This window comes from endosymbiont of Galathealinum brachiosum (assembly GCA_003349885.1).
GTDB lineage: Bacteria > Pseudomonadota > Gammaproteobacteria > SZUA-229 > SZUA-229 > SZUA-229.
Genome location: QFXC01000013.1, coordinates 511,333 through 536,164 on the forward strand (window position 1 = coordinate 511,333; position 24,832 = coordinate 536,164).

Annotated in this window: 24 protein-coding genes and 1 tRNA gene; 14 read left to right on the plus strand and 11 right to left on the minus strand. The window is 40.9% G+C overall.

Translation table 11 applies throughout. From position 1 onward, the window contains the following. Positions 1–12: 12 nt before the first annotated feature. The 6 genes from DIZ80_15225 to DIZ80_15250 form a co-directional block, all read right to left on the minus strand. A complete protein-coding gene (locus DIZ80_15225) occupies positions 13–654 on the minus strand; it encodes a 50S ribosomal protein L25 (protein ID RDH81436.1) in 642 nt (213 codons plus the stop codon). 220 nt (positions 655–874) lie between these two features. Continuing rightward, positions 875–1,831, minus strand: coding sequence for a ribose-phosphate pyrophosphokinase (locus DIZ80_15230; GenBank protein RDH81710.1), 957 nt, complete (start codon positions 1,829–1,831; stop codon positions 875–877). A gap of 394 nt (positions 1,832–2,225) precedes the next feature. Continuing rightward, a tRNA-Gln gene (locus DIZ80_15235) sits at positions 2,226–2,300 on the minus strand. 124 nt (positions 2,301–2,424) lie between these two features. Next, complete coding sequence (locus DIZ80_15240; GenBank protein RDH81437.1) at positions 2,425–3,318, minus strand: 4-(cytidine 5'-diphospho)-2-C-methyl-D-erythritol kinase; 894 nt, start codon at positions 3,316–3,318, stop codon at positions 2,425–2,427. Next, the gene (gene lolB, locus DIZ80_15245) at positions 3,318–3,938 is read right to left on the minus strand and encodes an outer membrane lipoprotein LolB (GenBank protein RDH81438.1); all 621 of its coding nucleotides are present in this window, start codon (positions 3,936–3,938) and stop codon (positions 3,318–3,320) included. The genes DIZ80_15240 and lolB overlap by 1 nt, the downstream gene beginning before the upstream one ends. 171 nt (positions 3,939–4,109) lie before the next feature. Continuing rightward, positions 4,110–5,918: a hypothetical protein gene (locus tag DIZ80_15250; protein ID RDH81439.1), complete on the minus strand. Its 1,809-nt coding sequence runs from the start codon at positions 5,916–5,918 to the stop codon at positions 4,110–4,112. A 319-nt stretch (positions 5,919–6,237) separates the two neighbouring features. On the opposite strand from DIZ80_15250, the gene DIZ80_15255 reads away from it, so the two are divergent. From DIZ80_15255 to DIZ80_15280, 6 genes are all read left to right on the plus strand, one after another. Continuing rightward, a complete protein-coding gene (locus tag DIZ80_15255; protein RDH81440.1) occupies positions 6,238–7,545 on the plus strand; it encodes a glutamyl-tRNA reductase in 1,308 nt (435 codons plus the stop codon). A 22-nt stretch (positions 7,546–7,567) separates the two neighbouring features. Continuing rightward, a complete protein-coding gene (gene prfA, locus DIZ80_15260; protein ID RDH81441.1) occupies positions 7,568–8,653 on the plus strand; it encodes a peptide chain release factor 1 in 1,086 nt (361 codons plus the stop codon). 82 nt (positions 8,654–8,735) lie between these two features. Beyond that, positions 8,736–9,566, plus strand: a complete 831-nt coding sequence (gene prmC / locus DIZ80_15265; protein RDH81711.1) for a peptide chain release factor N(5)-glutamine methyltransferase — start codon at positions 8,736–8,738, stop codon at positions 9,564–9,566. 110 nt (positions 9,567–9,676) lie between these two features. Then, entirely contained in the window at positions 9,677–10,081 is a 405-nt protein-coding gene (locus DIZ80_15270; protein ID RDH81442.1) for a hypothetical protein, read from the plus strand. A 64-nt stretch (positions 10,082–10,145) separates the two neighbouring features. Beyond that, the gene (locus tag DIZ80_15275) at positions 10,146–10,892 is read left to right on the plus strand and encodes a molybdopterin-synthase adenylyltransferase MoeB (protein ID RDH81712.1); all 747 of its coding nucleotides are present in this window, start codon (positions 10,146–10,148) and stop codon (positions 10,890–10,892) included. A 31-nt stretch (positions 10,893–10,923) separates the two neighbouring features. Next, on the plus strand, positions 10,924–11,334 hold the full coding sequence (locus DIZ80_15280; GenBank protein ID RDH81443.1) for a hypothetical protein: 411 nt from the start codon (positions 10,924–10,926) through the stop codon (positions 11,332–11,334). 60 nt (positions 11,335–11,394) lie between these two features. Here DIZ80_15280 and DIZ80_15285 read toward each other — a convergent pair whose 3' ends face one another. After that, a complete protein-coding gene (locus DIZ80_15285; GenBank protein RDH81444.1) occupies positions 11,395–11,901 on the minus strand; it encodes a hypothetical protein in 507 nt (168 codons plus the stop codon). Positions 11,902–12,115: 214 nt separating this feature from the next. Here DIZ80_15285 and DIZ80_15290 point away from each other — a divergent pair, with 214 nt between their 5' ends. Beyond that, the gene (locus DIZ80_15290; protein ID RDH81713.1) at positions 12,116–14,203 is read left to right on the plus strand and encodes a tail-specific protease; all 2,088 of its coding nucleotides are present in this window, start codon (positions 12,116–12,118) and stop codon (positions 14,201–14,203) included. A gap of 76 nt (positions 14,204–14,279) precedes the next feature. Here the strand turns inward: DIZ80_15290 and DIZ80_15295 are convergent, their stop codons facing one another. After that, positions 14,280–15,014 (minus strand): hypothetical protein, encoded by a 735-nt coding sequence (locus tag DIZ80_15295; GenBank protein RDH81445.1) that lies wholly within the window; start codon positions 15,012–15,014, stop codon positions 14,280–14,282. Positions 15,015–15,085: 71 nt separating this feature from the next. Here DIZ80_15295 and gloA point away from each other — a divergent pair, with 71 nt between their 5' ends. Continuing rightward, the gene (gene gloA, locus DIZ80_15300; GenBank protein ID RDH81446.1) at positions 15,086–15,472 is read left to right on the plus strand and encodes a lactoylglutathione lyase; all 387 of its coding nucleotides are present in this window, start codon (positions 15,086–15,088) and stop codon (positions 15,470–15,472) included. Between the two features lie 23 nt (positions 15,473–15,495). Here gloA and DIZ80_15305 read toward each other — a convergent pair whose 3' ends face one another. Then, complete coding sequence (locus DIZ80_15305) at positions 15,496–16,680, minus strand: hypothetical protein (protein ID RDH81447.1); 1,185 nt, start codon at positions 16,678–16,680, stop codon at positions 15,496–15,498. A gap of 72 nt (positions 16,681–16,752) precedes the next feature. On the opposite strand from DIZ80_15305, the gene rnd reads away from it, so the two are divergent. From rnd to lexA, 3 genes are all read left to right on the plus strand, one after another. Continuing rightward, positions 16,753–17,910, plus strand: coding sequence for a ribonuclease D (gene rnd, locus DIZ80_15310; GenBank protein ID RDH81448.1), 1,158 nt, complete (start codon positions 16,753–16,755; stop codon positions 17,908–17,910). Beyond that, positions 17,910–18,935 carry a hypothetical protein gene (locus DIZ80_15315; protein RDH81449.1) on the plus strand — a complete coding sequence of 342 codons (1,026 nt, stop codon included), beginning with the start codon at positions 17,910–17,912 and terminating at the stop codon, positions 18,933–18,935. Before rnd ends, DIZ80_15315 begins: the two co-directional genes overlap by 1 nt. A gap of 303 nt (positions 18,936–19,238) precedes the next feature. Beyond that, the gene (gene lexA / locus DIZ80_15320; GenBank protein ID RDH81450.1) at positions 19,239–19,703 is read left to right on the plus strand and encodes a repressor LexA; all 465 of its coding nucleotides are present in this window, start codon (positions 19,239–19,241) and stop codon (positions 19,701–19,703) included. A 106-nt stretch (positions 19,704–19,809) separates the two neighbouring features. On the opposite strand, the gene DIZ80_15325 is transcribed toward lexA, so the two are convergent. Continuing rightward, positions 19,810–21,048 carry a hypothetical protein gene (locus tag DIZ80_15325; GenBank protein ID RDH81451.1) on the minus strand — a complete coding sequence of 413 codons (1,239 nt, stop codon included), beginning with the start codon at positions 21,046–21,048 and terminating at the stop codon, positions 19,810–19,812. Between the two features lie 9 nt (positions 21,049–21,057). Then, positions 21,058–22,281 carry a hypothetical protein gene (locus DIZ80_15330; GenBank protein ID RDH81452.1) on the minus strand — a complete coding sequence of 408 codons (1,224 nt, stop codon included), beginning with the start codon at positions 22,279–22,281 and terminating at the stop codon, positions 21,058–21,060. Between the two features lie 173 nt (positions 22,282–22,454). Here DIZ80_15330 and DIZ80_15335 point away from each other — a divergent pair, with 173 nt between their 5' ends. The 3 genes from DIZ80_15335 (at position 22,455) to DIZ80_15345 (ending at position 24,818) form a co-directional block, all read left to right on the plus strand. Beyond that, the gene (locus tag DIZ80_15335; protein ID RDH81453.1) at positions 22,455–22,904 is read left to right on the plus strand and encodes a DUF4426 domain-containing protein; all 450 of its coding nucleotides are present in this window, start codon (positions 22,455–22,457) and stop codon (positions 22,902–22,904) included. Between the two features lie 169 nt (positions 22,905–23,073). After that, positions 23,074–23,589, plus strand: coding sequence for a 3-hydroxyacyl-[acyl-carrier-protein] dehydratase FabA (locus DIZ80_15340; protein ID RDH81454.1), 516 nt, complete (start codon positions 23,074–23,076; stop codon positions 23,587–23,589). Between the two features lie 11 nt (positions 23,590–23,600). Next, positions 23,601–24,818 carry a beta-ketoacyl-ACP synthase I gene (locus DIZ80_15345; GenBank protein RDH81455.1) on the plus strand — a complete coding sequence of 406 codons (1,218 nt, stop codon included), beginning with the start codon at positions 23,601–23,603 and terminating at the stop codon, positions 24,816–24,818. The last annotated feature ends 14 nt before the right edge of the window (positions 24,819–24,832 follow it).

Genomic DNA, 24,832 nt, shown 5'->3' on the forward strand with positions numbered 1-24,832 from the left:
CAGGTTGACTGACTACTCTTCAGTAGCGTCGTCTTCTGCTGCAGCTGCTGGTGCTTCATCTTCTTCTTCAACCACAACTTTTGGTGTGTGAATTGAAACAACGGCTGTATCGTGATTTTCATCACCATGAGTCAGTGCAGCAAGCTCAACACCCTTAGGTATATTAAGCTCTGTAAGATGAATTGATTCACCAGTTTCTAAAGCTGAGATATCCACTTCAATAAACTCAGGAATATCTTTAGCTAAACAGATAACTTCAACTTCGTTTACTACGTGACTTACCTGACCACCAGATTTAACACCTGGAGACACGTCTTCACCTGTGAAGTGTAACTGTACGTGCATGTGCATTTTCTTCTTAGCATCTACACGCTGAAAATCGATATGCATAATATCAACTTTAAATGGGTGATGCTGGATGTCACGTACAATAACCTTTTCTGCTGTTTTCTTGCCGTCTACCTTAAGAGCAACAATAGAAGCATAAAAAACTTCTTCATTAACATGCGGACGAACTTCACGCAGATCAATAGTTAAGCTTTTAGGGTCACCTGAACCATAAACGATTGCAGGAATTTTTTCTTCAAGACGTAGGCGGCGGCTCGCACCCTTCCCCAGGTCTGTACGCGTTTCAGCGTTAATAGTAATAGCCATAATATAGCTCCAAAGTACTTGTCAGGGTAACGCGACCATTTCCCCCGACGAAAAAAGAGCGCGAATTATACATGAATTTATGAAATTACGAAACAGGGAATTAACGCAATGGATCAATTGATATAGACACTGGATAAAGCCGATATATCTGGTTATAAATAATGGCTCTATTGTGATTATGGGTAACCCGAATCGCGACCTGAAGGTCGCTCCTACAGGGTTAATCCATATACATTGAGCTTACAGACTCGTTTTGATCTATGCGGCGTATTGTTTCTGCCAGCATGGTAGCTATAGATAACTGACGTATCTGACCACAGGCCAGTGCTGCTTCTGTTAATGGAATCGTATCGGTAACGACCAGCTCATCTAATACAGATGCAGAAATATTATCAATGGCAGGGCCTGATAACACTGGATGAGTACAATAAGCTGATACGCTTACTGCACCGTGCTCTTTAAGGGCTTTTGCTGCATTACAGAGTGTGCCGGCAGTATCCACCAGATCATCTACCAGTACGCAGTTTTTGCCTTCTACATCACCGATGATATTCATTACCTTGGCAACATTCGCTTTAGGTCGACGTTTATCGATAATTGCCAGATCTGCGTCACCTAATCGTTTAGCTAATGCACGGGCACGTACTACTCCACCTACATCTGGCGATACAACCAATAAGTTATCGTGACGTTGACGCCACACATCACCTAGTAAGATCGGTGATGCATAAACATTGTCTACGGGGATATTGAAGAAACCCTGAATCTGATCTGCGTGTAAATCAACCGTAAGAATACGATCAAGCTTTACGCTTTCAAGCATATTAGCAATAACTTTAGCGGTAATCGGCACTCGAGCTGAACGAGGACGACGATCCTGCCGCGAATAACCTAAATAAGGCACAACCGCCGTAATTCTCTGTGCAGATGCCCGGCGCAGTGCGTCGATCATCACCAGCAATTCCATCATATGATCATTGGTTGGCTGACAGGTAGGCTGAACAATAAAAACTTCACGTCCACGTACGGTTTCTTCAATTTCAACGCTGACTTCGCCATCGCTAAAGGTTTGAACGGTACATTTACCAAGGGATAGGTGGAGGTGTGCTGCTATGCGGCGGGCTAGTTCCGGATTTGCATTACCGGAAAATATCATCAACTCGGAGTTGTTATCGATCACAATGTGTTTCGCTACTGGGTTAGAAACAATGGGTATTGGTGTTTAAACCAACCTTATCAAATCCGGTTTACTCAAGATAGGGATTGTTTGAATAAATATCAATCTCTATCTTTATGCAGATGCACCTTCAAGTGCACATGTGCGATTAAAATCGCCCCTACATTGATACTTCGTAGATGTATAACGAAATATCTGGAATATGGCTGGGCCGGGAGGATTACTCCGGGCTCCTGCCCTCCGCTCCTTCGAGGTCAGTGGCAAAAAACGCCACTGCTCAAATTTGCTCCTGGCAAATTAGTCGAACCTCTTATCGGCTCGAACCCTCACGGTGGAAGCTGCAAATCAGTTGCTCTGGATTTCTCTACAGCGTAGCTAACTTGCAGTTTTAATATGGCTGGGCCGGGAGGATTCGAACCTCCGCATGACAGGATCAAAACCTGTTGCCTTACCGCTTGGCGACGGCCCAATAAACTTTTAATGCTGAGAACCCTTAATTAAGATTCCTCATTCCCGAATACCTCTATCGGGAATCCAGCGACTTTGAATACGTTATAAACTTTCAAAGCTTCAAATCAATCACACCAAAATGATTAATTTTCTTTCTGGTCATTTTCAACTGCCGCAAGTTTAACTTGAAGCGGTGACCTATTCAAACCTTTAGCAACAAAAGCTGCCCAGTAATCTGGCAGTTTTGCTAACACATCCTGTGCGGCTTCTTTATTTCCAAATGTGGCGAATACACAGGCTCCGGTTCCGGTTAACCTGGCATTTGAATATTTTCTGAGAAACTGGATGACTTCAGCTATTTCAGGATACTGTTCAGCCACTACAGGCTCAAACACATTTCCTAACTCATCAAATACACGCTCTTCATTTGCAGTGCCGATTTGAAGGTCGCATATTCTGATGGCTGGACAGTCTCGTGTCAATTGCGAATTGTTAAATAATTCAGATGTTGATACATGAACTTCTGGATGAACAACTAAATACCAGGCTTCTTCAGGTGAAATCTCTTCAACTTTTTCACCTACTCCCTGAGCAAATGCCGCATGACCATGTATAAACACGGGCACATCCGCCCCCAGACTCAAACCAATTTCAGCCAATGCTTCGAGATTTAACTCTGTACCCCACATGTGATTTAAAACCATCAATGTTGTTGCTGCATCAGAACTACCACCGCCCACACCACCACCCATGGGTAATATTTTTTGTAAATATATGTCTGCGCCTTTATCTGTTCCGGTTGCTATTTGTAACGCTTTTGCCGCTTTTACCACCAGATCATCTTCAGCTTTAATACCTTCATTATCTGTTTTACGCATGATTTTGCCATCATCACGAACGACCAGGCGTAATCGATCTGCAACATCTAAAAACTGAAAAACAGTTTGAAGATTATGATACCCATCATCTCGCTGACCGGTAATTTGCAAAAACAGATTTAATTTAGCCGGTGCCGGCCAAAATTGATAACTGGACATTATTTAACTTCTGTTCCCTTTATCCACTGCCTGACAAGCAAACGCACATCCACTTCCTCATCACCCAGTCGATTTATAAATAACTTGGATAAAAATATATTTCCCGCCTTGTCTTTATAACGCCTGAACTCTATACGCCAGCCATCCTGTAACATGACACGGGGCAACCCCATTTCACTCCACTCACTTATTTCATAACCACCTGCTGGTGAAGGTATCCCTTTCACCCAGTACTGCAAACCACTTACAGGTAGTGGCCAACCATTAAGTCGCTTAATTAATTCATCCGCATTGGTATCAAAATATTCATCACCTGATGAAGTTTTTATAGTCACTCCGTTTTTGCGGCCATTAATTATAGTCGTACCAGCCCCCATTGGTGCGCGCAAACCAATATCGTAATCAGTTTCATTATGCTGCGCCCAACCATAATCGAGCTGCCCACCCTCATACTCAGTTTGCACAGAGAGACGACCTTTTATCGTCCAGCTTTGTAACAGGTTCTGATTTTTCTGATAAAGCTGCCAGTTAACAACATCTTCTAATGAGTCATCTTTTAACTCAGGCGTAGCACAGGCAACAAGCCATATAAGCAGTGGCATTAAGTATAGAAGTTTCATAAATTTTGATAATTAATCCGGTGTTATTTTCGGCTCGAAGCCATTTTCAAAGCCGCATATTATCTACTGTGTTTCTTACAGATAATACACCGCTTTTAATTTACACCTATTAGCCTGTGCGGAAATTAAAAAACATACAACCCGAACAAAAAACCATTTAACAACTAATAGTTATTTTTTAAAGCGTTGCATTGTAGCCTTGAGCAAGGCCTGATTACCACTAAGTTCTGTACCCTTTTTCCAGATATTTTGAGCTTTTACTGTTTCGCCACTCATCCATAAAGCCTCCCCCAGATGCGCCGCTATTTCTGCATCCTGCAAATTCTCAAATGCTTTGCTAAGCCATTTAATAGACTCTTCATATTGACCTAAACGAAAATACACCCAACCCAAACTATCCAGAATAGCAGGATCATCAGGTAATAACTGCGCCGCTTTTAAAATATATTCACGCGCCTCATTTAAACGCGTCGTGCGATCTGCAAGCGTATAACCCAATGCATTTAAAGCACTGGCATTTTCCGGCTCATGCATAATAACCATTTTCAAATCTGATTCGGTTACATCCAGCATATCCAGTTTTTCAGCTGTTAATGCACGCGCATAAAGTAGATCTGTATTTTCAGGCGATATCGCTAATGCCGTGTTATACAATGAATAAGCTTCTCTATTCCGACTAACCAAACGTAATACTTCGCCCTTGGCCAGATAAACCTGAATACGAGTATTATCCGTTTGATCTTGTCGATTTAACGATTCCAGCTTTAATAATGCGGCTTCAGTATCACCCGCTTTTGCCAGTAAACCCGCAGCACGAATTCTTGCATCCAGCCAGTATTCACCGCTCAGCACACGCTCATAATTAGCAATAGCGGCCATGATTTCGCCATCATTTTGCTGAATTCGACCCAGATAATAATGCGCCTGTTGATTGTGATAACCTTTATCGAGTAATTCCTGTAAATATTTTTTTGCCTGTTCATTATTATCTGTTTCAATTGATAACAAACCCAGGCTCAATAAAACATTTTCATCATCAGGCATCGATTTCTGTAATATTTCAAAATGAGACAACGCTTTATCAAAAAGCTTCATCTGTACCAGCATACGACCATATTGAAGTCGTAAACGTGTATCATCAGGTTTCTTTTCAACAACCGTCGCAATAGATTCTATTGCTAACGTCTGATTACCCATGCCCGCATGAATCTGCGCCTGAATTAAATAAGCGTCAGCCAGCTCCGGATCAATTTCAATTAACTGATTCACATGGGTCAGTGCAGTTTCATACTCGCCCAGATTCGCTTCGAACCTGGCAAGTAACAGGAGAATAAAAGGCGTTTTTGGGTGTTTTTTATCAAGGCGTTGAACCACCTGCTTTGCAAACGAAGGTGTAGCTTCCTTACTCAAAACATGTGTAACGTGTGTGATCGTTTTTTTATTTAAACCATCACCATTGAGGAACATCTTTTCAAATGCCTCAACCGTTGGCCCTAGAAGCTCCAAATGAAGAAAGGAGATAACTCGAATACGATCAATGGTTTTATCATCAGGAAGCTTAAGCGCTATCCAGCGATCTGTTAGTTCTATTGCCTGATCATATTTTTTTGCATATAGAGCTATATAAGCTGCTCTAGTAATTACATCTGGATCATCGCTGAGGTTCGCCGCTTCAGCATAAAAGCCAATCGACTGCTCCATTTTTCCTCGTACTCCAGCAAATTCACCCGCCAGAAGATTAAAGAGCAATTTACCATCCATTACAGGGGGCTCTTTCTCAGGCACAGACTTTATGGAAGAACCGGCAATATCATCACCTTTAACAAACTCCCTGTTATTTTCCTGAGGATCACCCTGAATTTTATCAGGCACAGATTCATCCTGATGACCTTTTACAGACGCTGTATTACAGCCTGCTAGCCCTGCAGCAAGCAAAGGAGTAAACAATAATAAACGTATTTTTTGCGACAGCCGCTTCATATACTAATAACCAACCTCATAGTTTGACGGCTAAACAGATCCTTCTAGATTTAAGGATTTCTCATACTTAATAATAACCCAAATAATCAATTTTGCCCGATTCTTGATTATCAGATGGGGATACACGTGATGAAGTTCAATCATTAATAGATAAAATACAAAAGACACAGGTCTATATCAATACATCTACAAAGATAGCTCACTGAAACCTTGTAATATCGTCGTCATTGCCTCAAAATTAAGAGTTTCATTAACCGGACTCTCAAAGGGCGCTAGATAGCGGTATTGGCTATACGGCCCTGCCACCATTTTTCACAGTATGTCGATAATTACACTTGGCTTAAATCATAAGACCGCTCCGGTAGATATTCGCGAGCGTCTGGCATTCTCGCCAGAAAGTCTTGCGCCTGCTGTAAAAGCATTATCCACACTGGGGAACATCAAAGAAGCGGCTATTCTGTCTACCTGTAACCGTACAGAATTATATTGCGCCACTGAAAATGATGATGAACTCAATCAACAGGCAATAGAACAAATCGTTGAATGGCTTGGTCAGTTTCACGGCCTGGATCGCACCGACTTTAATGAACACCTCTACACCCATAAACATATTGACTCGATACGCCATGCACTAAAAGTAGCCTGCGGGCTTGACTCACTTGTATTAGGCGAGCCGCAGATACTAGGGCAAATGAAACAGGCTTATGCCCAGGCAAATGAACAGGGCACAATGGGGAGCCTGCTGGGTAAATTATTCCAGCATGCTTTTTCCGTTGCCAAACAGGTTCGAACCGATACCGCTATTGGCTCCAGCCCTGTATCCGTCGCTTTTGCTGCGGTGAGCCTGTCAAAACAGATTTTTGGTGACCTGAACGAGCACACAGCTCTGATGATTGGTGCCGGTGAAACCATTGAACTGGCCGCCAGACATTTAACAGGCAGCAATATTAAACACATGATTATTGCTAACCGTAGTGTGGATAAAGGCCAGGCCTTAGCTGATCAGTTTGGTGCTGAAGCCATTGCCCTGCCACAAATTCCTGATTATTTACATAAAGCTGATATCGTTATTTCATCCACCGCCAGTCCTCTACCAATCTTAGGTAAAGGCGCAGTAGAGAAAGCTCTGAAAAAACGCAAACACAAACCTATGTTTATGTGTGACATTGCGGTACCCAGAGATGTAGAAGCAGAAGTTAACGACCTTGATGATGTATTTTTATATACCGTTGATGACCTGCATGAAATCATTCAGGAAAACATCGAGTCTAGAGAGGAAGCGGCCGAGCAGGCTCGTGAAATCATTGAAAACCAGATAGAAGATTTTCTAAACTGGGAACGAGCACTGGATTCAGTTGAGGTCATCAGAGACATTCGCGAAAGCGCAATGAGCATTTCTGATGAAATACTACAAAAAGCTCAGGCACAATTAGCACAGGGAAAATCAGCAGAAGATGCACTGGCATTTTTAGCCCGAACATTAACCAATAAATTATTACACCAGCCTAGCGCAACTTTACGCCAGACAGGTGAAAATAGTCGCCATGATTTACTCGATTTTGCACGACAGTTATTTTTAAATACCGACACAAACAAAAAAAACAAACCTCCCAAAAAACCAAAGTAATTACTAAATAAAAAGAAACCTTATGAAAGACTCAATTCGTCAAAAACTTGAAACACTATGTGAACGTCAGGAAGAGGTTGGTTTATTACTGGGAGAGTCAGAGGTTATTTCTAACCAGAACAAATTTCGTGAATTATCGATGGAGTATTCACAACTGGAACCAATTGTTAAAACATTTAACGAATTCCAGACGGCAGAAGAAGACGTAGTCGCTGCTAATGAAATGCTCAAGGAAGATGATGCTGAAATGCGCGAGATGGCCGTGGAAGAGAAAAAGGATGCAACTGGTCGCATAGAAAACCTGGAACTTGATTTACAAAAACTACTGTTGCCGAAAGACCCTCATGACAACAGCAATATTTATCTTGAAGTAAGAGCAGGAACTGGCGGTGACGAAGCGGCTATTTTTGCCGGTGACCTGTTTAGAATGTATAGCCGTTTTGCAGAAACCCAACGCTGGCAAGTTGAAGTCATGAGCGAAAATCATGGTGAACATGGTGGTTACAAAGAAGTTATTGCTCGCGTTGTTGGTCAGGGCGCTTACTCTAAATTAAAATTTGAGTCAGGTGCTCACCGGGTACAACGTGTTCCTGAAACAGAATCACAGGGCCGTGTACACACATCAGCAGCAACCGTTGCAATTATTCCAGAACCGGATGCTCTGGAAGAAATCACTATTAGCATGTCTGATTTACGAATTGATACTTATCGTGCATCAGGGGCCGGTGGACAGCACGTTAATAAAACTGACTCGGCTGTTCGACTCACACATATTCCAACCGGTGTTGTTGTTGAATGTCAGGATGAGCGCTCACAACATAAAAACAAAGCACGTGCATTATCTTTACTGCAGGCCCGACTAGTTAGTGCAGAAGAAGAAAAGCAGGCGGCTGAGCAGGCTGAAACACGTAAATCACTTGTCGGCAGTGGTGATCGATCTGAACGAATTCGTACTTACAACTATCCACAGGGCCGAGTAACCGATCACCGTATTAATCTTACGTTATACAAACTGGATGAATTTATGCAAGGCGGGCTGGAATGCATAATTTCACCGCTGATAAATGAATATCAGGCAGAGCAGTTAGCAGCGCTTTCAGACCAGTAAATATCTACTCCGTCTACCCTGAAAAATATAACCAGATTTTTTCATTATAGCCGAGCACTAATTGCAAATTATCGAACACTTAATCGCCGCAACAAAACAGCTTGAAAAAACAAGTGATTCACCCCGCCTTGATGCGGAAGTTTTACTTGCTCATAGTCTAAATAAAAATCGTACCTGGTTAATTACCTGGTCAGATCGTGAGCTCACCGAGCCAGAAATTCTGAACTTCGAAAAACGTTTAACAAGACGTGAAAAGGGTGAACCTGTTGCCCACATTACCGGCTCTAGAGAGTTCTGGTCTCTCGATTTACAGGTCAGTAAAGACACCCTCATCCCACGCCCCGAAACCGAGTTAATAATTGAGAAAATTCTCGAACAATATGCTCAATCATCTGATATTAAAGTTCTGGACCTTGGCACAGGTAGTGGCGCTATTGCACTGGCGCTTGCCTCAGAAAGACCCGGCTGGGAAATTACCGCGACGGATAAATCAGCCGCTGCACTCGAAATAGCTAATAGAAATGCACAGCAACTGAATTTAAACAATATAAATTTCATACATGGAAACTGGTTTGAACCCTTTGAAAACCCGTCATCTGAGAATCTGCTGTTCGATATCATCGCCAGCAATCCACCTTATATACCTGATCAGGATCCTCACCTTTCACAGGGAGACGTTCGTTTTGAACCCATGTCCGCACTGGCATCAGGTAAGGATGGTCTGAATGATATTCGCCAGATTTGCCAGCTGGCATCAAAACACCTGAAACCCGGCGCTATGCTAATAATTGAGCACGGATTTGACCAAAAGGAGGAATTACACAATATATTTATGCATTCAGGCTATAAAAATATCAGCCAATATACAGATCTGACTAAAAACCCGAGACTCACATCAGGAATAAACCTATAAATATCAATAATATAAACAAAAACAACTTGCTTTATCTGTTTTATACAGACAAACAGCCGTTAGATAAAAAATACTTGTAAAATAACCATACTTCCTCTAACTTATTAGTTATGAGCGAAGCAGAAGAGCTAATTAAAAGGCGTGAACTTCGGTTCTGCCACCTTCATCCAGATCCAAATCAGGCCCGCAGTGCATTGCTGCTCCTGTCAGATGCAGCCGGTGTGGTTGATATCACTCTCGCCGATGAGCTTTGCCTGTATATATCCTATGATGTACGCCACCTGACTCTTGATGCCATTGAGAGCGTTTTAACACGTCTGGGTTATCATCTTGATAATCGATTGCTTACCCGTATGAAACGAGCGCTTTATAGTTACTCTGAAGAAACTCAACGAGCTAATCTGGGTGTTTCTGACAATACCGACAATACAACGCAGGTATTCGTAAAACGTTATACCAGCAACTACCATGGTTGCCGTGATAAGCGCCCTGATCACTGGCGTAAATACCTCTAACTACTCAGCTCCTGGTGGTATGGGTTTAGGTGACAGAGCGCCAAACCTGTTATCATCACCACCCATGAATGACGAGCAACTCCTTCGCTATAGCCGACAAATATTATTACCCGGCTTTGATGAAAATAAACAACAGAATTTACTCGATGCCCACGTTTTAATTATGGGACTGGGCGGACTGGGTTCTCCCGTTGCCATGTATCTGGCTGCAGCGGGTATAGGTAAATTAACACTGGTCGACTTTGATCATGTAGAGCTGTCTAATTTACAGCGACAAATCATTCACACTACCAGTAACCTCAAACAACCCAAAGTAGACTCAGCTGCTACGACAATCAAGAATCTCAATCCTCAGGTTGAAACAAACTGTATAAATCAGCAGTTAATTCAAAGCGAACTGGAACAACTGTTAGAAAACACAGACCTGCTAATTGATGCAACAGATAATTTCACCAGTCGTTTTATGATAAACCGCGCCTGTTATAATACCCGCACACCACTGGTGTCCGGAGCCGCTATTCGCATGGAAGGCCAGGTGAGTGTATTTAATTTTCAAAACCCGGAAAGTCCCTGTTACCGATGCCTGTATGATGAAGAGGGTGAAGAAGACACCAGTTGCAGTGAAAATGGTGTGATGGCACCCATGGTGGGAATTATTGGCTCTATTCAGGCCATGGAAGCCATTAAAATTTTAACAAGCTATGGTGAAACATTAACCGGTAAACTTTTAATTGCCGACGCGATGTTTCAGGAGTGGCGTTTAATGAAATTTAAAAAAGCCCCTGACTGTCCTGTATGCGGACAGAAATAAACCTAATAATTTAGTATAAAAACAACAATCAATGACACAAATAATAAGCATTCCCCGAACACTGGCAAACCGATTACTTACACTGGCACAGTTAACACCTGACACTGAAGTATGCGGTTTAATTTCGAACAACACAGAAGATAAATATCAGGTTTACCCTGTTAATAACATTGCGAACAATGCTCACAGTATTTTTGAAATGGATCCACAACAACAGATAAATGCTTTCAAACTAATAAGAGAAAAGCAGCAGACATTATTTGCGATTTATCACAGTCATCCGGATAGCGACGCAACTCCTTCAGCAAAAGACCTGCATGATGCAGCTTACAAAGATACTCTAAATATTATTATTTCACTTAGTACGGAAGGTGTATTAGATATGCGGGCTTATTTTTATCAACAGGATAAAATTGAAGCGGTAGATCTGATCATTGAATAATTCTAGAAAGATATTGCTATAGAAACAGTAAGAATGCGTCTACAGCAATATCTTTAATTTCTACAAACGATAAAGAACATTAAACTGTAATGAGTTCACCTCATCACGAGCAACAAACTCCAGTCTTGTATCTATTTTTTTACTAATCGCATAACTTAGACCAGCACCTAACATAAAACCACTATCATCACCCAGATCCAGACCTAAACGAGCCAACCATCCGAACTGGCCACTCATCGCACCATCAATAACATAGGTACCCCAGATACCATTACTATCAGCTCCCGAAAATCCATAATCCATATAACCAAACTCTACAGAGCTATCCACACCGTCCATCAGTTTAAGCTGGGTAAGATCATATGCTCCAAAAAACTGGAATCCAACTTCATCATCAGCCGGCCCACTCACTGAATTTAATGAAATACCCGCACCTATTGAAAATTTACCTTTATCTAATAATGGACCTTTTTTAGTCGAACCGTTATCAGCAAACACAGGCGTTATAAGGCTTACAGAGAGTAAAAGAGCCGTTAATAGCGTAAAGATTTTATTAATATGATGCATTATTGAGACCTTTATCATTGAACTTATTGTAATTCTGAGGCATCTTAAACACTGTGTTACTAACGATCAAGGCGAACATTTACAGACTTTGATACAATCGACACGATAGACACTCTATATTTAGACTACACTTATATTTATATAACATTTCACAACAACTAATTTACTGATTTATATGAAGTTTTCAATAAAAACACCTTTTAGAACGCCTGCTATGGTTATTGGCCTGTTATTTAGCTTTACTATTTCCACGGTTGCCGCGAATACCAGCACATCTCTTGAGACACTAAAGCCACTCGATGAACACAATCGCACGACAGCCGAAATTGTTAATCGTTTAGCCCAACAACACTACCAGCGAACTCAAATACGCCTGGACAACGATTTATCATCTGTTGTTTACAATCGTTATATAAAAGAACTGGATGGAAACCGCAGTTATTTTATTCAGTCTGATATCGATTCATTTGAAAAATATCGTTACCGTCTTGACGATGCACTACGTGCACGAAAAGTTGACCCCGCCTTTGTCATTTTTAATCGTTATCAGCAACGTGTAACCGAAAGACTGGAATACCTGCTTGGGGCAATTAAAGAGGGTGTAGATAAGCTTGATTTTAACAGTAATGATTCTATTCATATTGATCGTGAAAATCACGCATGGCCACAAAACACTCAGGAACTCGATAATCTCTGGCACAAACGTCTGACTAATAGCGCATTAAATTTAAGGCTTTCAGGTAAGGAAGACGATAAGATTACCGAATTACTAACCAAACGTTACACTAGCCAGTTAAAACGTATACAGCAAAATAATGCGGAAGATGCTTACCGTGTTTATATGAATTCGTTAACTCTGAGTTACGACCCGCACACGCAATATTTTTCACCTCGTGGCACAGAAAATTTCAATATCCGTATGCGCCTTTCATTACAGGGCATAGGCGCTATGCTTCAGGCTGAAGATGAATATACAAAAGTAACCCGTTTAATTCCTGCCGGCCCGGCCGACAAAGCAGGTGAGCTCAAAGCCAATGACAAAATAACGGGTGTAGGCCAGGGAGCTAACGGAGAAATAGTAGATGTTATAGGCTGGCGATTAGATGATGTTGTGGATTTGATTCGCGGTAAAAAAGGCACGGTTGTTCGTCTGTCAGTTTTAAAAGCTAATGCTGTAGATACCTCCAAAACAAAAATAATTTCTATCACCCGTGACAAGGTAAAACTGGATGAGCAGGATGCCAGCCAGGAAATTATAGAACTTGATAATTACGGTAAAAAATATCGTCTTGGCGTAATTGATATACCTAAGTTTTATATCGACTTTGAAGCGGCAAACAAGGGTGAGCCAAATTATAAAAGCACCACCCGTGATGTTAAAAGATTATTAAAAGAGCTTGAAGCAGAAAAAGTGGATGGCGTTATCATTGATTTGCGTGACAATGGTGGCGGCTCTTTACACGAAGTGAATACATTAATCGGACTCTTTATTAAGTCTGGCCCTACCGTTCAGGTAAAAGATATTACAGGCCGTATTTATGTATCAAAAGACAAAGATGACAAAGTTTCTTATACCGGCCCTCTAGCTGTACTGGTTAACAGAATCAGCGCATCAGCTTCTGAAATTTTTGCCGGTGCTATACAGGATTACCACCGGGGCATTATCGTTGGCACTCAAACCTACGGTAAAGGCACTGTGCAGGCCATGTTGCCTTTATCCAGCGGCCAGATCACTTTAACCCAGCAAAAATTTTATCGCATTACTGGAGGCAGCACACAGAATCGCGGCGTTATCCCTGATATTGAATTACCTTCTCTGTATGATGTTTCAGAAGTAGGTGAAAGCTCATTAGAAGCTGCCCTTCCCTGGGATAAAATCAAAGCAGCCCAGTTTGACAGCTTTAGTGATTTTTCACTTCAGATACCCAAGCTAACGGCATTACATAACAAACGCATTAGCAAAGACCCTGACTTTATTCATTTAACTGAAACCAATAAACTGATAGAAGAACGTCGCCAGCAAAAAGAAATTTCGCTCAATGAAAAGACACGTCGTCAGGAGAAAAAGGAACTGGAAGACTTCCAGATAAAACTCGAAAACAATCGACGTAAGTCACTGGGCATGGAACTCATTAGTAGTCTTGATGAACTTGATAATGCCATTGGTGATAGTAGTGAAGAAGTTGAATCTGAAGATACTGATAAGGAAAAAGATGGCCCTACACCACTACTAACAGAAACAGGAAATATTTTAATTGATTTTCTGAGTTTAAGTCATCCTAAAATGGCGAACCATAACTAGAAATTATTCGGCTAATTTAATCGGGGAATGATTATTTAAATATTTTCCCCGATTATTATAAATTAACTTTCAATTTTTAATGTCGAACACCATTCACACCAAAACCACCTGCATATTTTCTCATCACTTCACGTACATTATCAGGATAGCCGACAACATCCATTTGTTGCATACCTTCATTAAAAAACTGCTGGCAGTCTGCCGGAATATTTTTAATTAACTGATCAAATACATGCTGCATGATTTCAGAATTATGCGTTCGTGTCGCAACTATACCCCAGTTCAAATTAAGTATACGCCAGGGTCGCATGGGATTAGTCGCTTCCAGATCCCGCTTAATTTCTATATCAGTAACATCAATTACATTACTAATAAGTTCACACAAAAGCTCTAACTGCTTATTATCCTGAATTGTGTTTGCGTAACTGGCTATCGCATTTACAACTATATCCAGTTTTTTTACCTGTCCACCATAAACTTTCAGCCAGCTAACAACCGGTAATGAAAGGCGATGCAATTCCAGCATCTGATCCTGCATACCTCTGGAAGCACAACTCACTGAAATTTCATCAAGCAAATTTAGTGCATAATCACCGATCTTACTCACCTCTTCTGCACTTATATCAGGTTGCTTATTTCTATCCACATCAGAGGCAAGACGTAGCATTATCTGTATATTCTGACGCAATGCATCAATCATTTTTAACGTTTGCTTTGACTCATCTGAATCAGTCGACTGAAGGCTCAATATTAGCGCCTCAACAATGGATTCATATTCTCGACTTAACTCATTAATACCTGTTTCTAACATTACTTATTCATCCTGATCTGGATTGAGATATACTAAATCACCTAAACTAAAAGACTTCAGGTGAGAATTATATGCGTATTTTACACACTATGCTTCGTGTAGGAAATTTAGAAAAATCTATAAAATTTTATACCGAAGTATTTGAAATGCAGTTGCTACGCAGAAAAGACTACCCTGATGGCAAATTCACATTGGCATTTGTAGGTTATGGCGATGAAAAAGAAAACACTGTCATTGAATTAACCCATAACTGGGATACTGACAGTTATGATATGGGCAATGCTTATGGCCATATTGCACTGGAAGTAGATGATGTTTATAAAGCAGTTGACGTCATTAAAAAACAGGGTGGAAAAATACTTCGTGAAGCCGGCCCAATGAATGCGGGGGCAACGATTATTGCATTTGTTGAGGATCCTGATGGATACCAGATAGAGTTACTAGCCGCTAAATCCTGACAATAGCTCATTTAAAAACCAGATTAAGCCAGATCATCAACCATCTTATCTGATACACGATTGCGGCCATTGCGTTTGCTTTCATATAAACAGGTGTCTGCTGCTCTAACCAGAACAGCGCTAGACTGATCAAACTCAGCTGTGGTTGTTGCCAGACCAATACTCACAGTTACCCAGGGGCTCACATCCTCTTTACCGGCCTTTATTCTGGCTTCTTCCACCGATCGTCTCAGTCGTTCAGCTAATAAACGAGCATGCTCAACACTGGTATTAGGTAAAACAATTGCAAATTCTTCACCGCCGTAACGAGCCGTGAAATCAGCGGTGCGTTTTAACTGGCCAGACAAAACCTTGCCTACGGTAAATAAACAGATGTCTCCCAGCTGATGCCCGAAGCTATCGTTATAAGCTTTGAAATAATCGATATCAACCATCAGCAAACTCAGAGGTGTATACTCTCGCATACTTCGTTTCCATTCTTCCTCAAGCACCATATCAAAATAGCGGCGATTATAAGTACCGGACACATCGTCAATAATCGTCATACGGGAAACGCGACTAAACTGTCTGCCAGATGTTCGTAGAGCAACAACTACTACTACCGCTATGACACAAAATATTAACGCAATCCCTATCAATGTATATAATCGAGACAGCTCATATTCAGCAACTACATTTTTATGTGTTTTTGCCTGATTTTCTACAATTCGATCTAACAGGAAAAGCACACTGGTACTAGCAGCCCTACCTTCTCGAAATATGGCTTCAATATCACCCGCATCAACACCACCAAAAATCAACGCTTCAACCAGATTATTATGATAAGGCTGTGCATATGCAACTGACTCATCCAGCTTTTTCAGGTTATCAAGTAAGGTGGTATCTACCATTGTTTTCATTAACTGTTCACGAGCATTCGCATAAACACCTGCCATATGATGAAAACGTGTCGCTTCTTCGTCACGATCAAACACTTCTTTCATGTTTATCATGCGCTGAATGGTCATCTCTCGCTTTTGCACCGCATCACGCATTGTCATTACAAGGCGGACCTGCTGAGTATTATTTTTAACCAGATCAAAGGCAGATCGACTCCAGACATCAATCTGAATCAACAACGTCACAATAATCGCGGCACAAAGCAGAATCACCGCTGCAAACCCAAACAAGGTTGAACGGGTGCTTATAAACTTCGGAAACTGTATCATTAAATTCTTTATTATTTTTTTATCCCTTCAGGTTACAATATAGCCTGTTTTTAGCCAACAAGTAAGCCACCGATGGATATAGTTTATATTGACACTAATGAAGCCCTGGCGCTTTCTTGTGACACCATTCGCCTTAGCAAGGTTATCTGTATTGATACCGAGTTTCACCGTGAAACCACATACTACCCTGAACTTGCCCTCATACAGGTATCAGACGGTGAACAAACCTGCTGTATTGACCCCCTTGGAATTACGGATTTCACACCTTTTCTGGCGCTATTATCAAATTCAAATGTAACGAAAGTACTGCATGCCTCAGGGCAGGATCTGGAAATATTTAATCATTTATTTAATACCTTGCCTTCGCCCATGTTTGATACTCAAATAGCAGCAGGCCTACTCGGTTACGGCGATCAGATTGGTTATGCCGCATTAATTAAAAAAGAACTCAATATTGATATTGATAAGTCACAATCACGCACCGACTGGTTAAGACGTCCATTAAATAAAGACCAGTTACTTTATGCCGCCAGTGATGTGTATTATCTAGCGAAAGCCTACCCTAAAATGGTCGCACAACTCGATTCTCTAAACAGACTTGAATGGTTACACGGTGACTTCTCTGAACTTTGCATGCCGGCCAAATATCAGGTGGATACTAATAACATCTGGAAAAAAGTTAAAGGCAATCAGAAACTTCACGGCATTCAGCTCGCCATTTTACAGGCTGTTGCTGCATGGAGAGAAGAATCTGCACAAAAACGCAATCGACCCAGACGTCGTATCGTACCCGATGATGCATTAATTGATATTGCACGTTTAAAACCGGATAGTGCAGATAAAATTAAAAAACTGCGTTCATTAAACAAAACGCGCCTTAATTCTGAAGATGCATCACAACTGTTACAACGCATGAATAATGCGTTACGCATGGAGAAGGAACATTGGCCTAAACATGCTAAACGTCACAAGTTAAATATGCGTGAAGAGGCCATAATCGATTCACTAATATCCCTGTTAAAATTAAAAGCAGATGAACACCACATAACCCCTTTGAACCTTGCATCACGAAAAGAACTTGAATCCTTACTTCAGGGGAACACCGACATTCCTCTGATGCAGGGATGGCGTTATACACATGCGGGTCAGGTAATAGAAGAGTTTTTAAATGGCCGAAGTTTTCTGAAAATTATTTCTGGTGAATTAAAACTTCAGGTTGAGGAACAATAATGTCTCAGGTTAACGGTATATGTGATTTCCTTAATCAGGCAGGCACTCAATATAAAATTTTTGATATGGGCCGACGTATTGAAGAAATAAATCAGGCAGATTTCCTGCGTTTTGAACAGGGAGAAATTCCCTACCCATTACCACTACAACAACAGGCATGGCTGGGTTTTCTGGTCTGGACAGAAGATAAAAAATCAGAACTTGTTATCTGGTTTTTACGCTTTCCACTGGATGCTGCGGGCAAACTTACAACCGGAATTCGTGATGATTTTGTTCTACAGCTCATTAATAAAGAAGGCAAAGATACTCCAGAGCAGGACGAAGAAAACCCTTATGGTTTCAAACCAAAACAGGAACACATGGCCTGCTTTCATGCAAAAGCGGCAAAGCTGTTAAATCAACCCGCATCCAGTTACTACGAACACACCAGAGATTATTTTATTGGCAAACCCGGTTATGATCAGTGGGCTTTCGTTGGTTTTCAGGGAATTGCAGATTTAGCAACCAGGCTCGATGAAGATAATAATGCCGAGTTAGTTGCGGAATCAATCGAGAAAATTCCACACCAACCATTTGAAGCATTAGCGCAATGCCTTGAACACGAAAAAATTAATACCGATATCTCCCAGTCTATAGTTAATATTATTAATCATGAGCTCGAAAAAGATGAAAGTGATGCTACTTTTATTTCTCTTTGTATTCGTGCTCTATCCAATACACAAGATCAGACATTACTGGAACTAAGCCTTAGCAAAATATTAAAAACTGAAGCAGGCAGACACCCTGAAGTACTGGCTTCAATATCTGGGCGTTGCTGGTTAGCGTTAAAGAACGAAGAGACTATCAATCTTTTTCTTGAAGCTCTCGCTCATTGCAGTGAAGGTCAAAATTTTTTCACACCGGTAATTATCGATTTAATTAATATTCCGGGTATGCAGGAGAGTATCCTTAAAGCGGTGAAATCACCTGAGCGATCCGAGAAATTATCTGTTGCGATTGGTGAGTTGTTTAAGAGTTTTACCTGAATCAACCAGTTTCATCACTTTACTGCCATACGTTCGATTGCTTTGCTCGGGGATGGATCGCGCTTTTTGCGCTCCGTCCCCTGCGGTGATTCCAATCTGACTGGAAGAGTAATGAACGACTCCACACAACTCCCGGTGACCTCAATCAAAGGACAGAGCGCCATAAAACGACAGCTTATCCCCGATAGAGATATGCCATAACAGCACAATTAACCAACATACAAAATAACAACGCATAATCCTCTTGAATTTCAATAAAATACCTCCTATTATCTAGAAACAGCATTAACTGAGATAATAAAAATGAACAACGTCAGTTTATTAATCCCCAAACAGCAGCACCCTACATGGACACCTGAGCTTGATGAAATCGAGCCAGCTATTTCCGAATTAGTAGAAATTCCATTACTTGGTTTTATCACAGCTGGTCAGCCCATTGAACGCATAGAAAATCATGATTCAATAAAAGTACCTTCACATATGGTGCGTAAAAACACCTATGCATTAAAAGTACAGGGTCACTCGATGATTGATGACAACATTCAGGATGGAGATGTCATTATTGTAGAAAAGCAGTTATCTGCAGAAAATGGGCAATCGGTTGTTGCATTAATTAACAATGAACAGGTAACGCTGAAAAAGTTTTACATTGAAGCCGATGGCATTCGCCTGCAACCGGCTAATCCTGACATGGAACCAATTATCCTGAAAAATGAAGAAGTTCAGGTACTGGGTATTGTATCCGGCGTTATTCGTAATTTCGAATAATAGTTTATTACCCCGTTTGGCGTATATCCATCGGGGAAAGAGCGCGCTTTTTTTGCACTCTGTCCCCTGTGGTAATTCCGATCAGGTTAGCAATGTAGTGTAAAAATCAAATTCCCAGCAAACTTTTCATTTCATTAATCTCTTCTCTCGCCTCATCTAATACCTGCATTGCAAAAGCCGGGTCATGTTTATTTGGAAATAATTTTTTAAATGCGGGTACTTTATTTATGTCAGGTAAACTGGAAAGTTGTTTTCGCCTTAATTTATCGTAAACCTGAGCAATAATAATAACGTCTTCAACTTTTAGTTCTTTTCCGCTATCGTGATACCAGTGCTCAGCATGGGTAACTACATTTAACATTTCTTTAGGTAAATCCCATGATTTAACTACCAGCATACCCACAGCAACACGCAGTGAATGAATTAACTGCCTTATTTCCTCCTCATCAGTTAACTCCAGACCTGTTTTCTCTATATAGGTAATAACAGGAATAACCCCAATATCATGAACCAGACCTGCCAGTAACAGTTCATCGGCATCCAGATTTTTTATGTGCTTTCCTAATGCATAACAAATTGATGCTATTTCTATACTGTGTGCATAAAATATTTTCATCTGTTTTTTCAAAAATGGATGCCGTGTTTTAAACAACTGTGCCACACTGAAACTCAACACCAGATTACGAGTCATTTTTAAACCCAGACGAACTATCACATCACGCATGCTGTGAATTGGGTTTACACCTCTCGTTAACGGGCTGTTTGCTACTTTTATTAATCGCGTAGAAATCGCAGGATCTAACTCTACAATTTTACCAATGTGTTCAATGTCAGCTTCACTCTGCTCTACTGCTTTTTTTATACGAAGTGCAATTTCAGGCAAACTGGGTAACTTTAACTGACCCGTCTCTACTGCATTCATTATTTCATTATAAATATTACTTTCAACATGACTCATCTGATGACTTAATGCACGTTCATCCACGAGCACTTCTTTTTCAATTAAACGATTAAATAACTGCCTGTTAAATTGCCATATTTCACAATTAGCCGTAATTGCAATATGCGTTTCTTCTTCTTCGTTTTCTGAAAATACAGGTTTTAAAGCTTCAACAGTATCCGCTACTAACAATTGTGGTGTTAAATACTGCAAACACAAATCAAGTTTTCCACTTATCAAATAAAGCATCTGATCTTTACATTCATTTGAATATAAAGTTTCACCAATGGTCATTTTAATTAACTGACCTGTCTTGGCCAGCTTAATTCGATCACCTGTTGCAAGGTCTTTAAATGGAATTAATTGATGGATGCGTTCTTCTAACTCATTTTCTGAAAATGACATAACCTGTCTCTACATTTTTAATAACTGCATCACTGATGCAATTTCTTCATGCGCCTGCTGAAAAACATTCTGTGCAAAATCAGCATCCTGATTACCGGGATATAGCTTTTTAAATGCGGGAACTTCATTTATTTTTGGCAACCCAGCCAACTGATGATGTTTCAAACGATGATAAATCTGTGCAATTATAATCATATCACAGGTGTCGATTTCTCCCGTTTCCTCTCGTTGCCAGTTTTCAAATTCTTCAACAACAGCAAATAAATCATTTGATAAATCCCAGTGCCGAATAACCATACTACCTACCGCACCTCTGAGGTGCATAATAATATTATTTAGCTCCGCCTCATCAGTTACAACCAGCCCGGTATCTTCTATATAACTTAAAATAGGAATCACACCGATTTCATGTAATAACCCGGCGAGCAACATATGATCAGGGGATAATTTTCCGCTTTGCTTTGATAATGCAAAACTGATTGAGGCAATATCAACACTATGATCATAAAGTTCATGCATACGTTGATTTAACATTTTTGATTTTGTATTAAATAGCTGCTTTATTGCAAAACCGGTAACCAGTTCTTTACTGGTTTGCATACCTAAACGGACAATCGCTGACTGTATACTGTTAATGGGATCAACTCCCCTGCTTAACGGTCCGTTTGCTGCATTAATTAATCGGGTTACCATGGCCGGGTCAGCAGAAACGATACGCGCAACATCCTCGGCACTGGTGCTTTGACTATTCAAGGCTTTTTTAACTTTTACAGCAATATCAGGCAAACTGGGTAGTTTTAAATTCCCCATATTAAAGGCATGCATTATCTCATTAAACAGATTGCCTTCTACTTCATTCATTTCAACCGTTTCAAGCTCTTCACCGGTAATTAACTCCTGATCAACAAAAGTATTAAAGAGCTGTTTTTCAAACCGTGCAATAACACATCCAGCCTGAGCAACCAGACGGGTATTACGTTCACCATCATTAAATAACGGGTGGTATGCTCTCTCATCAGACGCATTTAATAGCACTGGTGGTTTGTCTATGCCCAGCAAATCAAGCTTTCCCTTTAAAAGATAAATAAACCACCGATGCTCTTCATTAGCAGACAGTTCATCACCCGTTCTGAGCTCAATCATTTGTGACTGCTCAGCTATTTGTATTCGGTGCTCACTTTGCAGTTGCTTTATGGGAACCAGATACTTCAGAAGTGTATTATCAAATTGCACTTTAATTATTTCTTTTATTAGTTAGTTTGCCTCTTATAAAAATAGCACATATAAGCAATATCTTTATGATTTTCCTCAAAATAGTATAAGCCTTCCAAAACAGGGCAAATCTCTATTTTTTGGTCTATAGTTGAACACATAGAACCAATATCCCCGTTAGAGAGAAAATAAATATGACACAACATAAAATCACCCTTATTAGCGTATTGATGTTATTTTTCAGCCTGTTTTCCGGCAATATTAATGCAGAAAATTCAAAGCAGTTTGGCAACTATGTTATCCACTACAATGCTTTTCGTAGTGATACCCTGACACCTGAAATTGCTAAGGCCTACTCACTAACGCGACGTAATAATCGCATGGTTATTAATATCACTGTGCAGAAAAAAAATGGTGATGTGACACGACCGGTAAAAGCCAAAGTTAATGGTTTTGCCAGCAACCTGACGGGGCAGATCAAAGCACTGGAATTTAAAGAAATTCACGATGGTGAGGCTATATATTATCTGGCTCAATCTCAGGTATCGAACCAGGAAACACTAAAATTTGACATTAAAGCGACACCAGCAGGCGAGTCTCTGGTCGCTAATGTTAAATTTAAACAGAAATTCTATACTGATTAAATCACCAATTTACTCCAAAAGTGGTAATTAGGCCCTGTTTTTACAGGGCCTGTTTTTTGACCTTAAACAAATTCCTTTAATCCCGCCCTATCAGACATACCATCATTGCCCTATTTCCGTTACAATTCCCCCCCACAGAATTGAGAACAGCTAAAGGCTAATCAAAGCAATGACAAAACAAAGCAGTTATACGAAGGAAGATTTAATAAAATGCGGCCATGGAGAACTGTTCGGACCGGGCAATGCACAGCTTCCTGTCGACAATATGCTTATGATGGACCGTATTAGCCTCATATCTGAAGAAGGCGGGGAATACGACAAAGGCCAAATACAGGCCGAACTGGATATAAGCCCGGATTTATGGTTTTTTGAATGTCACTTCCCCGGTGATCCGGTTATGCCAGGCTGCCTTGGACTAGATGCTATGTGGCAATTAGTTGGTTTTTACCTTGGCTGGAAAGGCCACCCGGGTAGAGGTAGAGCACTAGGTGTAGGCGAAGTTAAATTTACCGGTCAGGTTTTACCTACCGCTAAAAAAGTAAGTTACCAGATCAATATCAAACGAGTTATTGCCCGTGGTTTGATTCTGGGTATTGCTGATGGCGTTATCATGGTTGATGGGCGCGAAATTTATTCTGCTAAAGGGCTTAGGGTAGGTCTGTTTAGCTCAACTGATGATTTTTAGGTAATTAATACATGAAACGAGTTGTAATCACTGGATTTGGGATCGTCTCCTGTCTGGGAAATGACAAACAAGCCGTAACAGAATCACTACGTGAAGGCCGCTCAGGCATTAAGTTTCAGGAAGAATACGAAAAAATGGGCATGCGCAGCCATGTTGCGGGCTCTATAGATATTGATTTAAGCGAACATATAGACCGTAAAGTTAAACGTTTTATGGGTGATGCGGCAGCTTATACTTATGTCGCTATGCAGCAGGCAATCGAAGACGCTGGTCTTTCAGACGAGCAGGTATCTAATATTCGTACAGGACTGATCATGGGTTCTGGTGGCGGTTCGCCTGAAAATCAGGTTATTGCTGCTGATACACTTCGCGAAAAAGGCATTCGTCGTGTTGGTCCTTATATGGTACCCCGCACTATGGCGAGTACGGTTTCAGCCTGCCTTGCGACACCTTTTAAAATAAAAGGTGTCAATTACTCTATAAGCTCTGCCTGTGCGACAAGCACACACTGTATTGGCAATGCTATGGAGCAGATCCAGCTAGGTAAACAGGATATTATTTTTGCCGGTGGTGGTGAAGAAGAGCACTGGGCCATGAGCATGTTATTTGACGGCATGGGCGCACTCTCATCCAAGTACAATGAAACCCCCGAAAAAGCATCACGTAGTTATGATGCAGATCGAGATGGCTTTGTTATCGCCGGTGGCGGTGGTGTTGTTGTTCTGGAAGAACTGGAACACGCACAGGCGCGTGGTGCAACTATATATGCCGAACTGGTAGGGTATGGTGCGACATCTGATGGCCACGATATGGTTGCACCGTCAGGTGAAGGCGCTGTGCGTTGTATGCAAATGGCCCTGTCTACTGTTGATACACCTGTTGATTACATTAATACACACGGCACCAGCACACCGGTTGGTGATGTTGCAGAAACCGGTGCAATTAAAGAAGTATTCGGTGAAAATATTCCACCATTTAGCTCAACCAAGTCATTATGCGGTCACTCACTTGGCGCGGCAGGTGTACAGGAAACCATTTACTGTCTTCTAATGATGCAGAATAATTTCATTCAGGCCTCCGCCAATGTTGATAATCTGGATGAGAAAGTAGATGGGATGCCACTGGTAACCAAACGCGTAGATAACGCCGAGTTAAATACCGTTCTTACAAATAACTTTGGTTTTGGCGGCACTAATGCCTGCCTCGTACTGAGTAAGTTCAAAGCTTAAACCATCGCAAATTA

Bases quoted from the DNA above. Each gene is read 5' to 3' on its own strand.
- DIZ80_15340 (RDH81454.1), top strand. From the start codon at position 23,074: ATGACAAAACAAAGCAGTTATACGAAGGAAGATTTAATAAAATGCGGC.
- DIZ80_15285 (RDH81444.1), bottom strand. From the start codon at position 11,901: ATGCATCATATTAATAAAATCTTTACGCTATTAACGGCTCTTTTACTC.
- DIZ80_15250 (RDH81439.1), bottom strand. From the start codon at position 5,918: ATGAAGCGGCTGTCGCAAAAAATACGTTTATTATTGTTTACTCCTTTG.
- DIZ80_15280 (RDH81443.1), top strand. From the start codon at position 10,924: ATGACACAAATAATAAGCATTCCCCGAACACTGGCAAACCGATTACTT.
- DIZ80_15305 (RDH81447.1), bottom strand. From the start codon at position 16,680: ATGATACAGTTTCCGAAGTTTATAAGCACCCGTTCAACCTTGTTTGGG.
- DIZ80_15270 (RDH81442.1), top strand. From the start codon at position 9,677: ATGAGCGAAGCAGAAGAGCTAATTAAAAGGCGTGAACTTCGGTTCTGC.
- DIZ80_15345 (RDH81455.1), top strand. From the start codon at position 23,601: ATGAAACGAGTTGTAATCACTGGATTTGGGATCGTCTCCTGTCTGGGA.
- DIZ80_15315 (RDH81449.1), top strand. From the start codon at position 17,910: ATGTCTCAGGTTAACGGTATATGTGATTTCCTTAATCAGGCAGGCACT.
- prfA (RDH81441.1), top strand. From the start codon at position 7,568: ATGAAAGACTCAATTCGTCAAAAACTTGAAACACTATGTGAACGTCAG.
- DIZ80_15255 (RDH81440.1), top strand. From the start codon at position 6,238: ATGTCGATAATTACACTTGGCTTAAATCATAAGACCGCTCCGGTAGAT.
- rnd (RDH81448.1), top strand. From the start codon at position 16,753: ATGGATATAGTTTATATTGACACTAATGAAGCCCTGGCGCTTTCTTGT.
- DIZ80_15295 (RDH81445.1), bottom strand. From the start codon at position 15,014: ATGTTAGAAACAGGTATTAATGAGTTAAGTCGAGAATATGAATCCATT.
- DIZ80_15275 (RDH81712.1), top strand. From the start codon at position 10,146: ATGAATGACGAGCAACTCCTTCGCTATAGCCGACAAATATTATTACCC.
- lexA (RDH81450.1), top strand. From the start codon at position 19,239: ATGAACAACGTCAGTTTATTAATCCCCAAACAGCAGCACCCTACATGG.
- DIZ80_15225 (RDH81436.1), bottom strand. From the start codon at position 654: ATGGCTATTACTATTAACGCTGAAACGCGTACAGACCTGGGGAAGGGT.
- lolB (RDH81438.1), bottom strand. From the start codon at position 3,938: ATGAAACTTCTATACTTAATGCCACTGCTTATATGGCTTGTTGCCTGT.
- DIZ80_15240 (RDH81437.1), bottom strand. From the start codon at position 3,318: ATGTCCAGTTATCAATTTTGGCCGGCACCGGCTAAATTAAATCTGTTT.
- DIZ80_15325 (RDH81451.1), bottom strand. From the start codon at position 21,048: ATGTCATTTTCAGAAAATGAGTTAGAAGAACGCATCCATCAATTAATT.
- gloA (RDH81446.1), top strand. From the start codon at position 15,086: ATGCGTATTTTACACACTATGCTTCGTGTAGGAAATTTAGAAAAATCT.
- DIZ80_15335 (RDH81453.1), top strand. From the start codon at position 22,455: ATGACACAACATAAAATCACCCTTATTAGCGTATTGATGTTATTTTTC.
- DIZ80_15290 (RDH81713.1), top strand. From the start codon at position 12,116: ATGGTTATTGGCCTGTTATTTAGCTTTACTATTTCCACGGTTGCCGCG.